18 protein-coding genes and 3 pseudogenes are annotated in these 18,831 nt (G+C 33.6%); 16 read left to right on the top strand and 5 right to left on the bottom strand.

Going from position 1 to position 18,831, the window contains the following annotated elements; translation table 11 throughout:
• The first annotated feature begins 41 nt into the window (after positions 1–41).
• From ACZLO7_RS15600 to ACZLO7_RS15590, 3 genes are all read left to right on the top strand, one after another.
• Positions 42–233, top strand: coding sequence for a zinc-finger domain-containing protein (locus ACZLO7_RS15600; protein ID WP_464940794.1), 192 nt, complete (start codon positions 42–44; stop codon positions 231–233).
• A 253-nt stretch (positions 234–486) separates the two neighbouring features.
• The gene (locus tag ACZLO7_RS15595; RefSeq protein WP_464940795.1) at positions 487–1,860 is read left to right on the top strand and encodes an aspartate kinase; all 1,374 of its coding nucleotides are present in this window, start codon (positions 487–489) and stop codon (positions 1,858–1,860) included.
• A 376-nt stretch (positions 1,861–2,236) separates the two neighbouring features.
• Complete coding sequence (locus ACZLO7_RS15590; protein ID WP_464940796.1) at positions 2,237–3,544, top strand: hemolysin family protein; 1,308 nt, start codon at positions 2,237–2,239, stop codon at positions 3,542–3,544.
• A 181-nt stretch (positions 3,545–3,725) separates the two neighbouring features.
• Here ACZLO7_RS15590 and ACZLO7_RS15585 read toward each other — a convergent pair whose 3' ends face one another.
• Both ACZLO7_RS15585 and ACZLO7_RS15580 read right to left on the bottom strand, forming a co-directional pair.
• Positions 3,726–3,926, bottom strand: a complete 201-nt coding sequence (locus ACZLO7_RS15585; RefSeq protein ID WP_464940797.1) for a cold-shock protein — start codon at positions 3,924–3,926, stop codon at positions 3,726–3,728.
• Between the two features lie 279 nt (positions 3,927–4,205).
• On the bottom strand, positions 4,206–4,409 hold the full coding sequence (locus tag ACZLO7_RS15580; RefSeq protein ID WP_464940798.1) for a site-specific integrase: 204 nt from the start codon (positions 4,407–4,409) through the stop codon (positions 4,206–4,208).
• A 300-nt stretch (positions 4,410–4,709) separates the two neighbouring features.
• Here ACZLO7_RS15580 and ACZLO7_RS15575 point away from each other — a divergent pair, with 300 nt between their 5' ends.
• The 3 genes and pseudogenes from ACZLO7_RS15575 (at position 4,710) to ACZLO7_RS15565 (ending at position 6,093) form a co-directional block, all read left to right on the top strand.
• Positions 4,710–5,000, top strand: coding sequence for a hypothetical protein (locus tag ACZLO7_RS15575; RefSeq protein ID WP_464940799.1), 291 nt, complete (start codon positions 4,710–4,712; stop codon positions 4,998–5,000).
• A pseudogene (locus ACZLO7_RS15570) lies at positions 4,990–5,294 on the top strand (GNAT family N-acetyltransferase); the annotation flags it as partial. The gene ACZLO7_RS15575 and the pseudogene ACZLO7_RS15570, both read left to right, overlap by 11 nt.
• Positions 5,295–5,523: 229 nt before the next feature.
• On the top strand, positions 5,524–6,093 hold the full coding sequence (locus ACZLO7_RS15565) for a GNAT family N-acetyltransferase (protein ID WP_464940801.1): 570 nt from the start codon (positions 5,524–5,526) through the stop codon (positions 6,091–6,093).
• A 205-nt stretch (positions 6,094–6,298) separates the two neighbouring features.
• Here ACZLO7_RS15565 and ACZLO7_RS15560 read toward each other — a convergent pair whose 3' ends face one another.
• Complete coding sequence (locus tag ACZLO7_RS15560; RefSeq protein WP_511261347.1) at positions 6,299–6,487, bottom strand: hypothetical protein; 189 nt, start codon at positions 6,485–6,487, stop codon at positions 6,299–6,301.
• A 17-nt stretch (positions 6,488–6,504) separates the two neighbouring features.
• Here ACZLO7_RS15560 and ACZLO7_RS15555 point away from each other — a divergent pair, with 17 nt between their 5' ends.
• From ACZLO7_RS15555 to ACZLO7_RS15535, 5 genes and pseudogenes are all read left to right on the top strand, one after another.
• Positions 6,505–7,782, top strand: coding sequence for an IS110 family RNA-guided transposase (locus tag ACZLO7_RS15555; protein ID WP_511261346.1), 1,278 nt, complete (start codon positions 6,505–6,507; stop codon positions 7,780–7,782).
• 490 nt (positions 7,783–8,272) lie between these two features.
• Positions 8,273–9,169: pseudogene (locus tag ACZLO7_RS15550) on the top strand (DUF2268 domain-containing putative Zn-dependent protease).
• 967 nt (positions 9,170–10,136) lie between these two features.
• Entirely contained in the window at positions 10,137–10,421 is a 285-nt protein-coding gene (locus ACZLO7_RS15545; RefSeq protein ID WP_464939814.1) for a PadR family transcriptional regulator, read from the top strand.
• A 32-nt stretch (positions 10,422–10,453) separates the two neighbouring features.
• Positions 10,454–10,975 (top strand): HAAS signaling domain-containing protein, encoded by a 522-nt coding sequence (locus ACZLO7_RS15540; protein ID WP_464939816.1) that lies wholly within the window; start codon positions 10,454–10,456, stop codon positions 10,973–10,975.
• Positions 10,972–11,571: an NDxxF motif lipoprotein gene (locus tag ACZLO7_RS15535; RefSeq protein WP_464939817.1), complete on the top strand. Its 600-nt coding sequence runs from the start codon at positions 10,972–10,974 to the stop codon at positions 11,569–11,571. Before ACZLO7_RS15540 ends, ACZLO7_RS15535 begins: the two co-directional genes overlap by 4 nt.
• 24 nt (positions 11,572–11,595) lie before the next feature.
• On the opposite strand, the pseudogene ACZLO7_RS15530 reads toward ACZLO7_RS15535, so the two are convergent.
• Positions 11,596–11,805, bottom strand: a pseudogene (locus tag ACZLO7_RS15530) (hypothetical protein); the annotation flags it as partial.
• 43 nt (positions 11,806–11,848) lie between these two features.
• Here ACZLO7_RS15530 and ACZLO7_RS15525 point away from each other — a divergent pair.
• Genes ACZLO7_RS15525 through ACZLO7_RS15510 form a run of 4 tightly spaced genes read left to right on the top strand, consistent with a single transcriptional unit; the run spans position 11,849 to position 15,178 of the window.
• Positions 11,849–12,118 (top strand): hypothetical protein, encoded by a 270-nt coding sequence (locus tag ACZLO7_RS15525; RefSeq protein WP_464939818.1) that lies wholly within the window; start codon positions 11,849–11,851, stop codon positions 12,116–12,118.
• A 2-nt stretch (positions 12,119–12,120) separates the two neighbouring features.
• Positions 12,121–13,254: an ABC transporter permease gene (locus tag ACZLO7_RS15520; RefSeq protein ID WP_464939819.1), complete on the top strand. Its 1,134-nt coding sequence runs from the start codon at positions 12,121–12,123 to the stop codon at positions 13,252–13,254.
• Positions 13,255–13,264: 10 nt separating this feature from the next.
• Positions 13,265–14,485: an ABC transporter permease gene (locus tag ACZLO7_RS15515; RefSeq protein WP_464939820.1), complete on the top strand. Its 1,221-nt coding sequence runs from the start codon at positions 13,265–13,267 to the stop codon at positions 14,483–14,485.
• Entirely contained in the window at positions 14,486–15,178 is a 693-nt protein-coding gene (locus tag ACZLO7_RS15510; RefSeq protein WP_464939822.1) for an ABC transporter ATP-binding protein, read from the top strand.
• Positions 15,179–15,976: 798 nt separating this feature from the next.
• Here the strand turns inward: ACZLO7_RS15510 and ku are convergent.
• Positions 15,977–16,804, bottom strand: a complete 828-nt coding sequence (gene ku, locus ACZLO7_RS15505) for a non-homologous end joining protein Ku (RefSeq protein WP_464939824.1) — start codon at positions 16,802–16,804, stop codon at positions 15,977–15,979.
• 109 nt (positions 16,805–16,913) lie between these two features.
• Here ku and ACZLO7_RS15500 point away from each other — a divergent pair, with 109 nt between their 5' ends.
• The gene (locus ACZLO7_RS15500; protein WP_464939825.1) at positions 16,914–18,749 is read left to right on the top strand and encodes a DNA ligase D; all 1,836 of its coding nucleotides are present in this window, start codon (positions 16,914–16,916) and stop codon (positions 18,747–18,749) included.
• Positions 18,750–18,831 lie beyond the last annotated feature (82 nt).

Here is an 18,831-nt window from a genome sequence, read left to right as displayed (position 1 = left end):
GTACAATAAAAATTATTGAAATTTAGAGGTGAATCGAATTGATGGACAAAGTAACCGTCATAAAAGAAATTGACGAAATCGTGGAAAATTATTGTGAAGGTTGCTTCGTGAAAAATCAACTTCGGAAAGACCGAGGGAAGTCTGGTGCCCACCGATTCTGTATTGAGTCATGTACGGTTGGGGAGCAGTTACACTTTTTAGGCGAAGAACTTTTAAAAGTTTATACAAAATAACCTACTTCTATGTTAAAAACACCATGAGTTTTATCTCTTGGTGTTTTTTTGTTGTTGAAATAACTGATAGATGCTAGTAACATGTTGATAACAATTACTGAATAATTACAATAATTGTTCTATTTCAACAATTTGTTGTGTAAATTTGTAAATAATTATTGACTACTTTGGATAGTGTTTGTACACTGTGAATATACAAATGTTTTTATAGGAGATACAAATGAGTAAATATATAATGTAAGGATATGATAAAATGAAAGTATGTAAATTTGGTGGAACATCTGTTGCAAGTGCAGAACAAATTAAAAAGGTGGGAGCAATCGTACAGTCTGACCCTACAAGACGCCTGATTGTCGTTTCAGCTCCAGGTAAACGTTTTAGTGATGACACAAAAGTAACAGATTTATTAATAGAATTAGCTAATGCTGCATTGCAACAAGGTGCGGTAGAAGAGAAATTAGAAAATGTTGTAAAACGTTATAAAAATAACGCAGATGGACTTGGTTTAGATCATGCCATTTGTGACGTCATTGAAGCTGATTTACGTAAACGTATTGCAGAAGCGGGTTCGATTTCGGATGAATTGTTGATGGATAGCTTAAAAGCGAGTGGAGAAGACAATAACGCTAAAATGATTGCAGCTTACTTTAATAGTATTGGTCTTAAAGCAAAATATATGAGTCCATATGAAGGTGGCTTAATTGTTAATGATCTACCGGCTCGGGCACAGGCATTACCAAAAGCATACGATAATTTGAGTGGCTTAAAACATTCACAAGAAATCGTCGTATTCCCTGGCTTCTTTGGTTATACAGAAGATGGAGTTTTACGTACATTTGAGCGTGGAGGATCAGATATTACAGGGTCAATTTTAGCAGCAGCTGTAAAAGCTGAGCTATATGAAAACTTTACTGATGTAGATTCCGTGTTTTGTGCAAATCCTAAAGTCGTAAATTGTCCAATTGAAATAGAAGAAATTACATATCGAGAAATGCGTGAGCTATCTTATGCGGGTTTCTCGGTTTTCCATGACGAAGCATTAATGCCTGTTTATAAAGTAGGTATTCCAGTATGTATTAAGAATACAAATAACCCATCTGCACTAGGCACAAGAATTGTGTCTGAACGTAAGTCAAATCATAGTCCAGTAACAGGGATTTCTGCTGATAGTGGGTTTTCAATTTTATACGTGAGTAAATACTTGATGAACCGTGAAATCGGATTTGGTCGTAAATTACTACAAATATTAGAAGACGAGAATATCTCATATGAGCATACTCCATCAGGTTTGGATGATATCTCAGTAATTATTCGAAGTCACCAATTAACTCCTGATAAAGAAGATCGTATCGTAAAACGTGTTGAAACAGAATTACAAGCAGACGACGTGCACTTCCGTCATGATTTCTCAATGATTGTAATCGTTGGAGAAGGTATGAATAACAACACAGGGTTAGCAGCGCGTGCGACAACAGCCATTTCAAAAACTGGTGCTAATATTGAAATGATTAATCAAGGATCGTCAGAAGTTAGCCTCGTATTTGGTGTTCGTAAAGAATTTGAAAACAAAATTTTACAAGCGCTATACAATGAATTTTTCGCACTTTCAGCTTCAGTCTTAAAATAATATTTAATTAAAGTTGTGCCCTTAAGTCGATTGAACGATTTATAGGGCCTTTTTTTTTCAAAAAACAATGTGAATTTATACTCTTAGCAAACAGTTTCAAATCAAAGAGTAATCCCATATCTAATGGAGAATAGAATCATTTAAAACTATGATAAATAAAGAATTTTTTAAGTTTATCAGCAGATATAAGGTCTACATTTTAGTAAATAAAATTAAGCAAGGTTCAGATAAATGAAAAAATTTTTAAAATAATCATCTTCTTAATTGCAATTTACATATACTTTCATATAGATTAGTAATAGTAACTTATTTTACAGGAGGTGAATTCTTTATTCTGAATCTGAAATAAGGATCAGATCAGATATAAAGAACATGATTGGACAATGATATAGCCATTAAGTTAGTTGTTTTCGTAATACTAATTGCACTTACTGCGTTTTTCGTAGCTGCGGAATTTGCGATAGTAAAGGTGAGATCAACTAGAATTGACCAGCTTGTACTTGAAGGCAATAAAAAAGCTTTAAGAGCAAAAAAGGTCACGAATAATTTAGATGAATATCTATCAGCTTGCCAGCTTGGCATTACGATTACGGCATTAGGGCTTGGGTGGTTGGGAAAACCGACTATTGAAGCTATCTTGAAACCATTATTTGAAATATTCAGCTTAGATGCTCGTATTTCCTCGGTGGTATCATTTATTATTGCGTTCTCAATCGTAACATTTTTGCATGTTGTAGTCGGAGAGCTTGCACCAAAAACATTAGCAATTCAACAAGCTGAAACCGTCACATTGCAAACAGCTGGATCACTTATTTTATTCCACAATATTATGTATCCAGTCATTAAACTTTTAAATGGTTCTGCAAGAGGCTTAACCGCATTATTTGGTTTGAAAATGCAGTCAGAATCGGATGCTGCTCATAGTGAAGAAGAGTTACGGATGATTTTGTCAGATAGTTATAAAAGTGGTGAGATTAATCGTTCTGAGTATAGTTTTGTGAACCGTATTTTTGAATTTGATGATCGCATTGCAAAAGAAATTATGATCCCTCGAACGGAAATTGTTAGCCTTGATCAGCATCTCACACTTAAAGAAGTATTTGATGTGATTAATGTAGAGCAATATACGCGTTATCCTGTCGTGGATGGAGATAAAGACCATATTATTGGCATTGTTAATATGAAACAGCTGTTAACAGCTTTTATTTTAGATGAAAAGAATGCTTTAAAGCAGATAACTCACTTTATGCAACCTGTGATTCGTATTATTGAGACGGTTCCGATTAGTGATTTATTACTCAAATTTCAATTAAAGCGCATTCATATGGCGATTCTTATGGATGAGTATGGAGGTACATCCGGTCTTGTCACAATCGAAGATATCATTGAAGAAATTGTTGGTGATATTAAAGATGAATTCGATTATGATGAGTTACCAGAAGTGCAAAAAATAGCAGAAGATCATTATAATTTAGATGCAAAGCTTAGACTAGAAGAAGTAGAGACACTCTTAAATATCGATATTAATGATGAAGATATCGATACAATTGGAGGGTGGTTTATGACAAATCATGATCGCATCTTAAAAGGTGAGAAGCATGAAGCTGAAGGCTATGAATTTACCATTCAAGATGTCAATATGCATCAAATTGTAAGACTCGAAGTGAAAAAAGTAGCTTTATAATGTTAAGGCGTTTCTGAAGTTGTTTTAAGACTTTGAAACGCCTTTTTATATTGCAATCAGATAATACTATTATGTATTTTTTTTAGGGATTGAAGCTTCCACTTCTTAAAACTTTGTGGGCAAATTATTCACAATAAAAAAAGCTATTCTCAAGTTAAACTTGTAGAATAGCTGTAATCTTTTATAATTTACTCACATTTGCTGCTTGTGGGCCTCGATTACCTTCAATGATCTCGAAGCTAACATCTTGTCCCTCTTCTAAGGTGCGGAAACCTTCCTCTTGGATGCCTGTGAAATGGACGAATACATCTTCACCATCATTGTACTCTATAAAACCATAACCTTTTTCGTTATTGAACCATTTTACTTTTCCTTGTTGCATGTAGGTTCCTCCCATATGAAACAGAATGTTCAAGCATGAAATCCATCACATATTATATGTGAAATGATAGATGAATATTCACTAAACCTTAATATAACAAGGTTTTTAAGAATATTTATAAAGCACTGGTACCATAATGATGCCTAAAATAAAAATTACCATGAAGTTTCTTGGTTTCTCATTATTTCACCAATTTTTGTGAAGCCACTTTCTTTCTATCTTTAGAAAAAGATAGACTTTCTTTGTTGTTACATCAGATTCATGCCCTTTTAGAGCCAATTAGTTCGAGTAGAACATTTGCCTCAGCTTATAAAGAAGTGTAATTTTTTTAGTAACACAATAAGCAATGTCGATAACACGAATAGATACCTTGTTTTTTGGTGTCGTAATTTCATACTTAGTAGTATTTATATTCGGATTATACAATATTTTCGCAATACTTATTGTAGCTTTATTATAATCGATATCTGTCCATTTTAACACTAATAACTTACCTAAACGCAGTCCAATCCATGCAAGCATGTTGAAAATAAAATGATTTCCAGCTTTTCAAGCTAATGAAGTATCCAAAAATTCTCTTAATGCTTCTTTCTCGAAATAAACATCTGTTACAACTTCATTTTCTAATTCCTCAACAGTTTTACTGTTTTTAGTATTTTGGCGAATTCTGTTGGATCCGTATGAATTATCTCTGGTGTTCTTTTATTGATAGTAATAGCATTTAATTAGCATATATTACTTTTCTCTATGGTGGGATAATCATTGTAGAAGGGGGTGGTATTAATGAATATCACAATAAACAGATTAATAATTCTCAAAGATAAATCTTTTGATTCAAGATATGTTACAAAGACGTTTACATCTGAAGTCATTCCTCATGAAGGAGATTTTATAAACTCTACTGCTTTCGAAAAAGATGAGGAAGTTGAAGTAAGTAGTGTAGTTATTGATTATGAACAAAATGAGTGCATGGTTTATCTAGAGGCACTTTATTTAGAATCTGATAAAAAAGAGCATCTTAAAAATATGGTAGACATGTATATGCTTCATAATTGGAAATGTGAACAGCAGTAAAGTGGTCATTGCGTTAGATGCTAATACTAATCAAGTAGTTGGTTTTATAACAGCAATTAGCAATGGAGTTCTATCTGCCTACATTCCGTTCCTTGAAGTTTTGCCAGATTATAAAAAATAAAGGCATTGGCAAAGAGTTAGTAAAGCAATGTAAAAGAGCTTGATGACATTTATATGGTTGATTTGTGTTGTAATGATGACTTAGTTCCTTATTATGAGAAGTTAGGAAAGTTAAAATCGAACAGAATGCTCTTAAGAAATTACAAAATGCAGTCGGGTAATTCAGACAAATAAATATAAGAAAAACGCTTGGAGAATATCCAAGCGTTTTTGTGAGCTAAATTATTAACTAAACTTACGGTGAATAATAGATTTTTATTTCAGAAAATTATGATATAATGAGAGCGAATTTATTTAGAAAGGATTGATTAATATGAAACAGGTAATAAAGGTGATTGAAAAGTAGATATGGTTTCTCTTTTCAATCTTAATGAAAAGAAAACAATTGAAAAGAGGATAAATGATGTATTCAGACAAAGAATTGACAATTAGACCAATAATAGAGGAAGATTTATTTCGCTTATGGGAGCTCATTTATAAAGACGAAAAACCAGAATGGAAAAAGTGGGATGCTCCGTATTTTCCTCATCAATCCAAACCATATGAAGAATTTCTGTTATCAAAAGATGAATGGATTGGTGATGAAAGCTTTTGGGTAATTGAAGTAAATGGAATTGTACGAGGTATTATCTCTTATTATTGGGAGCATGAGTCATCTAAATGGCTTGAAATGGGGATAGTATTACATGAAGCAGGCACATGGGGAAAAGGCATTGGTACACGAGCATTACAATTATGGGTCAACCATCTATTTTCAACGTTACCATTAGTTCGTGTAGGTTTTACAACATGGTCTGGAAACGAGAGAATGATTCGTGTTGGTGAAAAACTTGGCATGCAAATGGAAGCACGCATTCGTAAAGTTCGCTATTATGAGGGCGTTTATTACGATTCAATTCGTATGGGTATTTTAAGAGAAGAATGGGAAAACAATGGATTGCATACGGAATACAGTACATTGAAAAATAAATAAACGTTCCCCAATGCAATTCTGGGGGCACAATAAAGCACTCTAAACATTGATATAAAAATGTTTAGAGTGTTTTTCTGTATTCCCCTCACATGCAGCTTTTTATACAAAGGTATATGAACATAAATACAATAAGACTTTTCAAGATTTTGCAGAAAACGCTGCAGGTATGCTATCTGAAAAAAACGTGCATATATAGACAATTTATTCACGCTGTAAATCTGCATTTTTTAATCGGTAGTCCAATTTCAACTAACGGGTATGATTGTTCAATATGAGCAGTCGCTTCCTGTGCTAACGGAGCAGCATTCCTGTTTGAAAGATGTTCAGGGTCTTGAAAGAAAAAGAGTCCTCTAGTATGATGCATGAGTGTCAACGAGCATTGACCCATCATCAAACAAGGAGGACTCCCTTATGCATTCTAAATGGAATGATAAAATTAATCAAGTTTCTGAAAATACACTCGTTGTCGGTATGGACATTGCCAAGCATGTTCATTACGCCTGCTTTGTCGATGAACGAGGGCGTGTGATTGAAAAAGCTTTTGCGGTACATCAATCGAAAGAAGGCTTTGAAAGTTTGTATGATAAGATTTGTCAAACGATGAAGATAGCTAACAAAACAGAGGTGATTGTCGGTATTGAGCCTACAGGTCACTACTGGATGAATTTAGCGTATTTCCTAGATCAATATGGTATTCCACTCGTCATGGTGAATCCAATGCACGTAAAACGTTCTAAGGAATTGGATGATAATTTACCGACAAAGCACGATAAAAAAGATGCATTAGTCATCGCTCGCTTATTGAAAGATGGACGTTTCAGTTATCCACGTTTACTAAAAAACGTTGAAGCCGAACTCCGTATCGGCTCTACCCTTCGTTCAAAATTAACGGAAGATTTAGCGAGTATTAAAAATCGAATCATTCGTTGGCTAGATCGCTACTTTCCAGAATTTACTCAAGTCTTTCCGAATTTCGGGAAGATGGCACTTGCAACACTCGAAATGACGCCATTACCAAAGGATATTCAAGGGAAAACAGCTGAAGAGCTTGTATTTCTTTACCGTCAGGTAGAGGGGATGAGAGTTCCACAGTTACCTAAAGCAAAGCTTCTTATTGAAGTAGCGAAGAACTCTATCGGATTATCAGAAGGGACACAGATGGCACAACATGAAATCGCCACGCTCCTACGTCAGTATCGCTTATTAGAAAGCGAAATTGAATCTGTAAACAATGAATTAGCCGAAATGGCTAAAACAACGATGGAATATGATCTACTTGCATCAGTTCCTGGTTTAGGAAATGCGACAATCGTTGATTTACTATCAGAAGTAGGTAGCTTTTCACTTTATGAAAATCCACGCCAACTTATCAAACTAGCGGGATTAACATTACGAGAAAGCTCGTCTGGTCAACATAAGGGACAAAAACATATCTCTAAACGTGGACGAAAGAAACTCAGAAATATTCTTTTCAAAGTAATGGTACCACTGATTCGTCATAACGCAGCGTTTAAACTGCTTCATGAATATTACACCACACGCCAGCAAAATCCTTTACGTGGAAAGCAATCAATGGTGGTACTGTGTGGTAAATTACTGAAGGTATTACATGGTATTTGTAAAAAGAAAGTCAGTTTTGACGAGAAACATATGATGAAAGACCTCTACTGTCTCGCAGAGGCAGCGTAAACAAATTTTCTTCATCGAACTATAACTAGAAGGATGACACGGAGAAGCCAGCAAAATAACTAAACTCAGACTATGAGTCCCCGGAGCAGCTTAGCAGGCCTCTGCCTTATGAATAGACCGAACGAAGGAATGTAAGCGCACGGACGCTAAGAGACATGGGAGGGTACGTCGTCATAAGTATCGCAGAGATTCATTGTGCATCACATAATGGATAAAAAAAGCTAATGATTTTCATTAGTTTTAGCGAAGCGTACGCTCGATTTGGTAATAAAAACTATAAATTCAATCATCTGTTTACAAAAGAGATGGAAAAATATTTTCACTACATCACGAAGTGATGAAAACCGTTGATACTTCAATGTTTATAGAGGGAGGTTTGTTGAAAAAGGAGGGTAAATCTATTTATAGTGGTTTTTTTACATTTCTATTGACATTAACGTAATGTCATACTTTAACATTAACTTTAAAGTCAAAGTAAAGTGGTGGGAAAATGGAGATACTAATCGAAAATACGATTGAGCAATATGAAGGTTTATTCTCGTTAGCGAATAACCGAGAAAACTTTTACAGATTTTCAATGATGAAGCCATTTGCGAAAATGTGGAATACCATTAATGTCCCTATCGTAGCCAAACAACAAAATGGCTACGATGTGATTATGGCTACAAAAATGCTGGGATATCTTGATATATCAGAAGATGAAAAAGGGAAGGTAGCATTAGGGAAACTTAAAGATATGAGTGCCCTTAAAATAGCTAAGGATACATTAAATGAATGCATGTCCTTTCTTGAAACTAATAATTTGCAAATTAACGCTGATGAATTGAAGTTCGGTTTATATATTGCGAATCCAGAAAAACTAAAATTACAAAAGGGGTATTGTGGGTTTGGTGGTATTCCGGGATATATTCATGTTTCTATATTCCCTAATTCATATAATATTCCTAGATTGCCAGCTGTAATAGCACATGAATTTCATCATAATATTCGATTTTCTTACTTTGATTGGGATCATGGTAATGTTACAGTAGGCGATTACTTAGTGATTGAGGGGTTAGCAGAATCCTTTGCGAAAGAACTTTATGGAGTGGAACTATTGGGGCCGTGGGTTACTTCTTTTGATGAGTAGGATTTGGAATATTCGAGAGACGTCATCAAAGAAGTATTACATGTCAAAGGATTTACGGAGATAAGTAGTTACATGTTTGGAGACGAAATCGCTATAGAACAAGGGTATCAACCAGTTGGACTATCTTCTTTTGCAGGTTATGCCGTTGGCTACCAAGTAGTACAAGCATTTCTGAAACGGAATAATGTAAGTATAAAAGAGGCGACATTGTTGCATACCGATAAAATTATTCAAAATTGTGGCCTGTTTTCTAAGTAGAACCTGTTTATTAGGGCGTTAATCTAAAGAAGGATTAACGTCCTCTTTCTTGAATTTATTGACCAAAATTAAAGATATTATGGGAAGATTACTTATGCCACTAACTGGGTACTTTAGTACAAGATCTTTGAGCTGTTCAGACAGCTCTTTCTTACCTCCAGTCAAGTACTCTTGAAAGAATTTTATTGGAATAGATGATATTGATTTAGGTGGTAGGGGTACCCCTACCACCTAAATCAATACTCCACGTTATCACACCACATTCATACAAAACCTGTTTAGTTAATCGTATGTCTTGAATAAATGTAGAGTTAATTCATCTAGTTTTTCATATTGTAGAAAAACATTAGATTCATTTACAATAAAATGGAAAAGGTGTATAGTTTTATATATAACTTATAAAAGTTGGGTTTCTTCTTCTTGCTTAAAAGTAAAGATTTTCATTTTTTTGTGGGAATCCTGGTAATGCGTACTTTTAGGCAACTTTAAATCGCGACACATCAATTGAACAGGATAGTGCGCCTTCTCTACATTAATATGTTTGATAATTTCTTGATCCATCACTTTTTCGCGAATATGGTCATAGCCTCTTTAAAAATTTCTACCTTTTGTTTTAAGCGTAAGTTTTCTTTCTATATGGCCGATATATCAGCTGGTGTAAGTGATTCTTCAACATTAATTGGGGAATATACTTTAATTCATTTATAGATAGTTACTTCAGTGACACCATATTCACTGGAAAGTTAATTTACGGGTGTACCAGTGTGATAAAGTTCTACGATTGTTTCTTTAAATTCTTTGATGTATCGTTTTTGTTACATTACGGACACGTCCTCTCTTAATTACTAGGATAGGGACTTAACTTTAATGTGTCCATGCAACTATATTAAATTAAGTCAATTTCAGATGTTGGTGATAAATTATAAACGCCCAGTTTAAAAAAGGTGCACTTGAATTAATAGTCTAATTGATAATAAACAAAGAGGATGAATACGGCTATTCACTAGTAAAAAAAATATCTAGTAAAATTACCATATCTGAAGGTGCTTTTTATCTTATATTAGGAAGATTGGTAAAAGAAAAACATCTAACTACTTATCATCAAGAATCAACAGAAGGACCAATTAGAAAATACTACAAAAATATAAGGGATGGAATGGATAAACTTGAAACGTTGAAGTTTGAATGGAAAGAGTTTTTCCTAATTATTAATCGCTTTATCGAGGAGAATGATAAACTTGAACAGGAATAATTTTTTGAAATTACTCAAAAATAGTGAAGTTTATGTCTGAAAAAGAAAAAAAAGATATAATAGATGAATATAATATGCACTTTGCTGAGGGGAAACATGAGAATAAAAGTGAAGAGGAAATCTCTAAAGAATTAGGGAATCATGTAGAGATTGCTAAAGAATTAAACGCTGTTTATTCTATTAAGAAGGTTGAAGAGAATAAGAGCATTAGAAGTATGTTTACAGCACTGTTGTCAATTATGGGATTAGGTGTAATGAAATTTATTATTATTATCATGAGTTTATTTCTGCTACTAATACTCTCACCATTTATATTAGCTTATATCATTGGTGTACCTATCATGATTCTATCACCACTGACTTTAATTGTAATGGGATTTGTTAATGGATTTAGTACAATTGGATTTGCTGAAGTTTTCGAGTCCGTAAAAGGGTTTATTATAGGCTCTTTTTTAGCATTCCTAGGTTATTATATAGGGAAATCTTTTGTTAGACTATTTATTAAATGCTTGAGATGGAACACGTCAATTGCAAGGGGGAAACAATTATTATGACAAGGATTTTCTACAGCTTTCTAATTCTTCTGATACTAAGCGCGTGTTCGCAGGAAGAATATATTGACGATACAGAAGATGAAATTCTTCTTACTACTCAGGACGTAGTGATTCCTAGTACCATTTTCACCTCTGAAAAACAAGATAGTATAATAGCCGAAGATGAAATAAAACTAAGCATAAAAACATATCTTGATAGCTATGAAGAATTATCTAATGCTAGTGAACCATTTCAAGAGATTATTAATGAAGACAAAAAACTCAATAAAAAAGAATTAGAGAAATTCGACAAAATTAACAAGCTTACAAAAGAAAATGATAAGAATTTTTCTAACTATATTTTAAATAATACATTGCCTGAAGGTTTTCAAGAAGAGTCTGAAAGAATTAGCCAGTACATTATAGGTTTAAATGAGATCCTTTCTGAAGTAGGTGAAATGGTAGGTGACGTAAATAAAGATGGTATTCCAAAAGTAAACACCTTTTTATCAATACTTGGTAAAAGTGATGTGGTGAATGGAAGAGAACAGAAAAAAATAGAAGAATTCCTTGATAAGAAACATATTGATACTAAAGCATTTGAACGGGAACATTAAGAAAAAGAAAAGTAACAGAGTAATTCATTGAGCTTTATAAGATTGAAGCTGAAAAAGGCTGTCCCAAAAATCCAAACAGGGTACCCCTACCACATAAATCAAAATTGCGTGGTGAAATGCCACTTTCAAGAACTTATTCATACACGCTACGGACGCAACTTTATGAGGTTTCCTCTGAGGTTGCGTTTTTAATTTGTCGTAATACTCCACAAGATGGTTCTTTGTCTTTTGGCGAAGTGTGTGTAGAAAACAATCGTTCTAATTCTGGAAAACTTAGTTGAAGAATAAACACTTTAATTTATATATTACAAATATGAAAATTTTTGGAAAAATGTTAAAGTTGTATGTGGGAGGAAATAAAACAAGACAATATATCGTTTGGGTCTATTTAGATTCAAAACAAGTCAAAATAAATGGGCATCCATATGGAAATATAGAAATTAATAAAAGTATGATAGGAAGTTTTGTACCATCACCTTATGAGGAAATGAGTGAAGATCTAAAAGAGATTATTTCAGGAAAGAGATACACTGTAAAGGTGGAGTGATCATGTATCAGTTTATTTTTCGACAATGGAAAAATAGAAAGGTAACAATTCTATTAATTATTATTGGCTTTTTTATTGGCAGTTTAGTAATGTCACTTGGGACAAGTGCATCTATAGAATCATTAGAATATATAAATGATCAAAAAGCGGGCAATCCTGAACAGCAATTAGATGTTTTTTTATCACGTAATGGCGATTGGAATCAGAAAGATGTTGAAGATACAGTAGAAAGATTAAGTGAATTTGGAGAAGTACAACTTCTTAGTATGGGGAATCGAAAGCTCGATCAATATAATGACAGCTTTCCAATCGTTCCAGTGTTATTTCATCAGGAACCAGACTGGCATATACCATTAATTGAGGGTAAGTACTTTTCAAAAGAAGACATGAAAGAAAATAAATCAATTATCATCGGGAAAAGTATTGCTGATAAGCATAATATTAATTTAGGCGATAGAGTAGTTATTGAGGGTGAAAAATTTCTCGTGATTGGTATTGGTGGGCGTTCTTCAAGAGAAACTTCATGGGAGCATGCTATATATATGCCTTGGAAAGAGTATCTGGGAATATATAGTGATTGTTTTCTAGAAGAAAATGATCTTCATAGTGTTACCATTCGTTTAGAAAGTGGAAAAGACCAATTTATGCAAAACAGCAACATGCTTATAGAGACAGCGAATCAGAAAGGGATCAAATTAGCTTACAAAAATGTGAGTAATGTAGATTCTAGTTCGTTCCGAAATTCGCTTGTTATCACAATAGTGGCTACCGTACTTATCTTTACCATAGCAATTATCAACATTATTCATTTAATGTTGTATTGGTTAGGGGAGCGAAAAAGAGAAATTGGTATTATGAAAGCATTAGGAGCGAACAACGTATATATTGCTAAAACAGTTCTGCTTGAAGTTTTAATCATGTCTATCATTGGTTGCTTACTAGCAATTTCAGTACAATATCTTGCCATGCTACTATTATCTGATTCTTCTCTTGGAAAAGAGATTACCTTTCAAGTAACATGGTTAAATTTATTCTATGCAATGGGTGTGTCTTTGTTTTTTGGAATGATTTCGGCAATTGCTCCTATGTTGAATGCTATGCGTTTTGAGCCTATCAGTGCTATTAATCGTACGTGAGGTGTTATATTTGATAAGACTTATCTACCAATCAATAATCAATAAGAAAAGTAAGTTTTTATTACTGATGGTGCAGTTTACAATTGGTTTTACTGCGTTATTATTTGGATTAAGTTGTATTTTTAATCTGTTACAATATAAAAAAAGTATTGAAGAGTTAGCCCCCTTAGACACGGTTCATGCTTATATTAATGAAGAGGATGGTTTATTAGAAAATAATATAAACATGATTAATGAATACAGCAATATCTTTCAACAACTAAGGGAAAAGAACCTAGTTGAAAAGCTAGGTTTGTTTGAGACTATGTATGTTTATGACAAACCACAAGAAACAAAGAATGAATCACGTTTATATATTCTAAACAATGACAGTATTGAAATGTCAAACCTTACTTTGCAGGAAGGAACTATGAGCCCATTAGAAAGCGATGTACATTCTTTTGAAAATGAAAAGATACCTGTTGTTGTAAGTGCTGCAATGAAAGATCAATATAGAATAGGGAAGACTTATCAACTATATTATGTGAATGGGCATACAGACAAGTATGAAAAGATAGCGATTGAGGTTGTTGGAATTTTGGCATCATCTTCACATTTTTGGCCTGGGGGTTCAACTTATATTAGTGAAAATATCATGAACAATAAAGAGTTTATCTTAGCCCCTCAATTTAAGGAGTTTGAAGTAGCTATGGCATATGCATTCAACTCATTGATTCAATTGCCAGAACACGAAACAAGAGAAGCTAATTTGGAGCAAATTCAATTGCTGTTTAAGCATAACGGTTTGGATTTACAATATACCACATTACAAGATGAAGTAGACTCCTATTATGAAGCTCAAAAAGTATTTATTATAGGTACAATAACTTTCGCAGCCATTCTTTTGTTACTATCCTTGTTGGGATGTATCGGTGCTATTTTAGCTAGTATAACTACGAGATACAAAGAGTTTGGCATTTATTATTCATTAGGATTTACAAAGAATCATATGATTCGATTGGTATACGGAGAAATAATCGCTGTTTTTGGGGTTTCTTTCATTATAGCTACAGTTATTTGTAAAATTCTTTTTGTAACCCTTTTAGTGAATGAAGCACTCACTATGAATTTATCTGTTATTGCTATTGCATTCGTGATTATGATTATCTGCATTATGCTATCTACAATCATGCCTTTTATAAAGCTAAAGAAGATAGAACCAATTGAGATGATTAAAGGAGTGAATAGATAGATGAACTATATTGAGCTAAATGGAATTAATAAACATTTTGAAGTAGGGGACGGAAAAATTGTCTTAAAAGACATATCTCTACACATTAATAATGGAGAAATGATTGCTATTATGGGGCCATCTGGATCGGGAAAATCTACTTTACTTAATATTCTGGGACTACTAGATCGACCAACTTCTGGTACATATTACTTGGAAGATAAAGATACAAATTTATTAAAAGATAAAGAGAGAGCTTTCACCAGAAATAAGAACATTGGGTTTGTATTCCAAAACTTTAACTTAATTAATGAGTTGTCCGCATTGGAGAATGTTAAGATAAATCTGCAATTTTATAATTTGTATAGCAAGAAAAAAGTAGATCATAAAGAGGCATTACATAGAAGCAAAGAGGCATTAATATCTGTAGGCTTAGAAGAACACATCAATAAACGACCGTTACAGCTTTCTGGGGGACAGCAACAAAGAGTAGCAATTGCTCGTGCAATAGTGAATAATCCGACATTTATTTTGGCAGATGAACCAACAGGAGCACTCGACTCAAGTACAACTGAAGAAATTATGCAGGTATTTAAAAGATTAAATCAACAAGGAAACACAATTATTATTGTTACACATAATACAGAAGTAGCAAATCAATGTAATCGTATCATTGAAATAAAGGATGGAGAAATAGTTGCAAATGGAAAGTAGGTAGCACGGCAGCTAGTACTCATCTAGAAAAGAATTCATTTTGATCTATCTTTATTTCAAAACTACATTCGTTGACTATAATGAGAATAAGTCCAAATGCTTTGTCTATTGAAAATTAATGGATTTGATAACAGCGATAGTTCAAACAACTATCTCTATAAAGAAATCATTGTTCTGTGCACGTTAATAGTCGTATTAATAAGTACCATTACGATCACTTTTATGGACAATACAGTTAACGAACTTCTTAAAAATTCAATTAAGGTGAATAGTCTACCAATCAATTGTAAGAATAAGATGTTAGCAGAATTAGTTACTTATAAAGCAGAATTAAAATAACAAAATAAGGGCTTGGAGTGAACGTTTCTTATTTGGAAATCAAGGACAGCACCACGTTGAATTGGTCCTTTCATTAAAAGAGGTAGGTGTGAATCTGAAAGACTGAAAAACTCAGAAAAACGATAAAACTAGTTAATTGGAGTGCATGCGGCGACTCCTTGGGGAACTAACGAACATCTTGAGACCCCGCAGGAGCGTTAGCGACGAGGAGGCTCAAGGTTAGTCCCCAGGAAAGCGTCCTTCGGAACGGAAATTAACGGCATCGAAGAAAAAGCCATGGCAGAGACGATTAATCATTTCCGCCATGGCTAAAATTCATTTTATGAACTTTTTCAGTGCTCTCCCTTATTGGACGGGGCTTTTTATTAAGGGGTCTTTATTTTGTCTTTTCTTAGTAGTCTAATCTAATATTTGGATCATTACTAAATATTGAATTAGTTTGGGAAAGGATGGACCTCACTAGGAGGTCTTTGCTTTTGTAGCTCGTTTTCTTGTAGTCGGTTTTTTCTTCGTAGTTTGAGTCTTATCTAAAGAGGCTTGAAGCGCTGTCATCAAATCGGTTACATTATTAGGTACTGGTTGTTTATCGCTTGATGTTACAGTATTAGAAGCTTTCTTTTCTTCGATTAATTCCATTAATGCCGTGCGATAATCATCAGTGTATTTTGTGGGTTCAAAGACTGTTGTGAGTTGGTCGACTAGCAATAGTGCGGTATCAAGTTCCTTCTTAACTACTGTTTGTTCGCTTGGAATATTAGGGACATCAGCAACACTCCTCACTTCATCAGGAAAATGAATTGTTTCCATGACTAGTGACTCTTTATAAACACGTACTATTGCCAGTTGTTCTTTTGATCTTATTATGATTTTCGCAACGCCTATCTTACCTGAATCTTCTAAGGTTTTTCTTAACAGGGAATAAGCTTTACTCCCAGTAGTATCAGGAGATAAAAAATAAGAACGATCGAAATAGATAGGATCAATTTCTTCTATCTTTACAAAATCGATTATTTCTACAGCCTTATCCTCATTTTCTTTTCTCAGGTTCTCTAATTCCTCAGCGTTTAATACTACAAACTTATTTTTTGCATATTCATATGCTTTTACAATATCCTCGTCCTTAACTTCTTTATTACAACCCTCACATACTTTTTTATAACTAATTGGTGTATTACATTCTTTGTGTAGTTGTCTCAACTTAATATCTTTATTTTCGGTTGCTGAGTGGAGTTTAACTGGTATATTAACCAATCCAAAACTAATACTACCTTTCCAGACTGTATGCATATTCAAGGCACCTCTTTTCTTCTTATTATTAATCTTTTCACTGTTTTTATGTATTAGTAAATAGGATTAATCAAAAACTAGATAGAAAAAGAAAGAAAGTTGGCATAAAATGAAACCCATGCTAATAACTGCTGCAACAGAAATACCTCAAGGGGATGAGTGGCTATATGAAGCAAAATATGATGGCTTCCGTTGTGAATTAGAGTGGGAGAATGAACCCGTTTTAAAGAGCAGAAACGGGAACATACTTAATCAGAAATTTCCTGAGATCATTAATAATTGTCTTGAAATAAAAGAACAAATAAATCCGTTCTTACCATTAACTTTAGATGGTGAATTAGTTTTTTTAACAAATAATTTTCAAAGTAATTTTTCTGTAGTCCAAATGCGAGGTCGAATGCGAAGCCAAAATACTATCAACAAACATGCTAATGCGTTCTCTTGTCATTATGTTGTGTTTGATTGTTTAAAATATAAGGGGAAGAGTCAGACAAACTCATATTTGGAAAAGCGTGAAGAAGTCTTGCAAAAGCTATTTGAAACGCTCAACCTTCCAACTTCCATTAATTATCAGGATGTAAATAGAATCCAGTCCATTGATGTTTTTCAAGATAGTAAGTTATTGTGGAAGGAAATCTTAATTAGCGGTGGGGAAGGGATTATTGCAAAAAGAAAGAACAGTAAATGGATGAGCGATAAGCGAACAACTAACTGGTTAAAAATTAAGAATTGGAGATATGTGAGTGTAATCCTAATAAAATATGATAAAAGCAATGGTTTTTTCTCAGGTGCTATTTATCGAAATGAATCTCTTATGGAGGTAGTCACTTTTCGTCATGGACTTAATGAAGAAGAACTCCATACTTTGATAACTTTATTCCAAACAAATGGGACTGAAAGAAAAGGGATTTGGGAAATTGCACCGTCTATCTGCGTAGAAATAGCGTGCATTGATTTTATGGGGGAAACATTAAGAGAACCAAGCTTTCATTCATTCAATTTCGAGAAGAAAATAGAGGATTGTAATTGGAAGCAAATGCAACGCCAACTTTTCCCATACCCTGAATCTGTTCAGGTTACACATCCTGATAAACCTATATGGCCGGCAAGAAATATTTTAAAAGACGATTACTTGTTATACCTACAACAAATAGCTCCATACATGCTACCATTTTTACGTGACCGAAATTTAACTGTTATTCGCTTTCCGCATGGCGCATCAGGCGAAAGCTTTTATCAAAAAAGCAGTCCAGAAAATACCCCTGATTTTGTTTCAACCAAACAAATTGGAGATACGAACTTTATTATATGTAATAATATTGAAACCCTTCTGTGGTTAGGAAACCAATTAGCTTTAGAATTCCACATTCCATTTCAAACCATTCATACAAATAAACCAACTGAAATTGTATTTGACCTGGACCCACCATCAGTAAATGAATTTCATTTAGCAGTCAGAGCTGCATTGCATATGAAGGCTATTTTTGACAAATTTCAGTTGAGATCATATGTCAAAACGTCTGGGGGAAAAGGTATGCAGATATATATTCCATTGCCGAAAGGTGCTTTCACTTATGAAGAGACAGGTATATTCACTAAGTTTGTATGTGATTTTATAATTGAGCAGGATCCACAATGGTTTACGACAGAACGTTTGAAAAAGAATCGTAATAATAAACTGTATTTAGATTATGTCCAACATCGTGAAGGAAAGACAATTATTGCTCCATACTCTCCAAGAGGCAACGATAAGAGCTTAATAGCAACACCATTATTATGGGATGAAGTGAATGAGAATTTAAACCCTAGTATGTTTACAATCGCAGCTGTTTTAGAACGTATTAAAAAGATAGGGAATCCATTCCAAAATTTTCAACAAAGTGAAAACGAACAAAAATTTACTGATGTACTTAAGCAATTACAAAGCCTACTAGAAAAAGACTAATATGTATACTCTAAATAGAAAAAAATCCCGTCCCAAAATATAACTTAGGACGGGAGTACAATTATTTCTTCACCATATCACT

It is taken from the genome of Viridibacillus sp. d25.2 (assembly GCF_055456015.2).
Note: the sequence above shows the minus strand (reverse complement) of the source record. Positions and strands in the feature narration are given on the sequence as shown.

Excerpts from the sequence above, each read along its gene's own strand:
- ACZLO7_RS15555 (WP_511261346.1), top strand. The coding sequence starts at position 6,505 with ATGCATTCTAAATGGAATGATAAAATTAATCAAGTTTCTGAAAATACA.
- ACZLO7_RS15500 (WP_464939825.1), top strand. The coding sequence starts at position 16,914 with ATGAAACCCATGCTAATAACTGCTGCAACAGAAATACCTCAAGGGGAT.
- ACZLO7_RS15520 (WP_464939819.1), top strand. The coding sequence starts at position 12,121 with ATGTATCAGTTTATTTTTCGACAATGGAAAAATAGAAAGGTAACAATT.
- ACZLO7_RS15600 (WP_464940794.1), top strand. The coding sequence starts at position 42 with ATGGACAAAGTAACCGTCATAAAAGAAATTGACGAAATCGTGGAAAAT.
- ACZLO7_RS15565 (WP_464940801.1), top strand. The coding sequence starts at position 5,524 with ATGTATTCAGACAAAGAATTGACAATTAGACCAATAATAGAGGAAGAT.
- ku (WP_464939824.1), bottom strand. The coding sequence starts at position 16,804 with ATGCATACAGTCTGGAAAGGTAGTATTAGTTTTGGATTGGTTAATATA.
- ACZLO7_RS15535 (WP_464939817.1), top strand. The coding sequence starts at position 10,972 with ATGACAAGGATTTTCTACAGCTTTCTAATTCTTCTGATACTAAGCGCG.
- ACZLO7_RS15595 (WP_464940795.1), top strand. The coding sequence starts at position 487 with ATGAAAGTATGTAAATTTGGTGGAACATCTGTTGCAAGTGCAGAACAA.
- ACZLO7_RS15540 (WP_464939816.1), top strand. The coding sequence starts at position 10,454 with ATGTCTGAAAAAGAAAAAAAAGATATAATAGATGAATATAATATGCAC.
- ACZLO7_RS15575 (WP_464940799.1), top strand. The coding sequence starts at position 4,710 with ATGAATATCACAATAAACAGATTAATAATTCTCAAAGATAAATCTTTT.
- ACZLO7_RS15510 (WP_464939822.1), top strand. The coding sequence starts at position 14,486 with ATGAACTATATTGAGCTAAATGGAATTAATAAACATTTTGAAGTAGGG.
- ACZLO7_RS15585 (WP_464940797.1), bottom strand. The coding sequence starts at position 3,926 with ATGCAACAAGGAAAAGTAAAATGGTTCAATAACGAAAAAGGTTATGGT.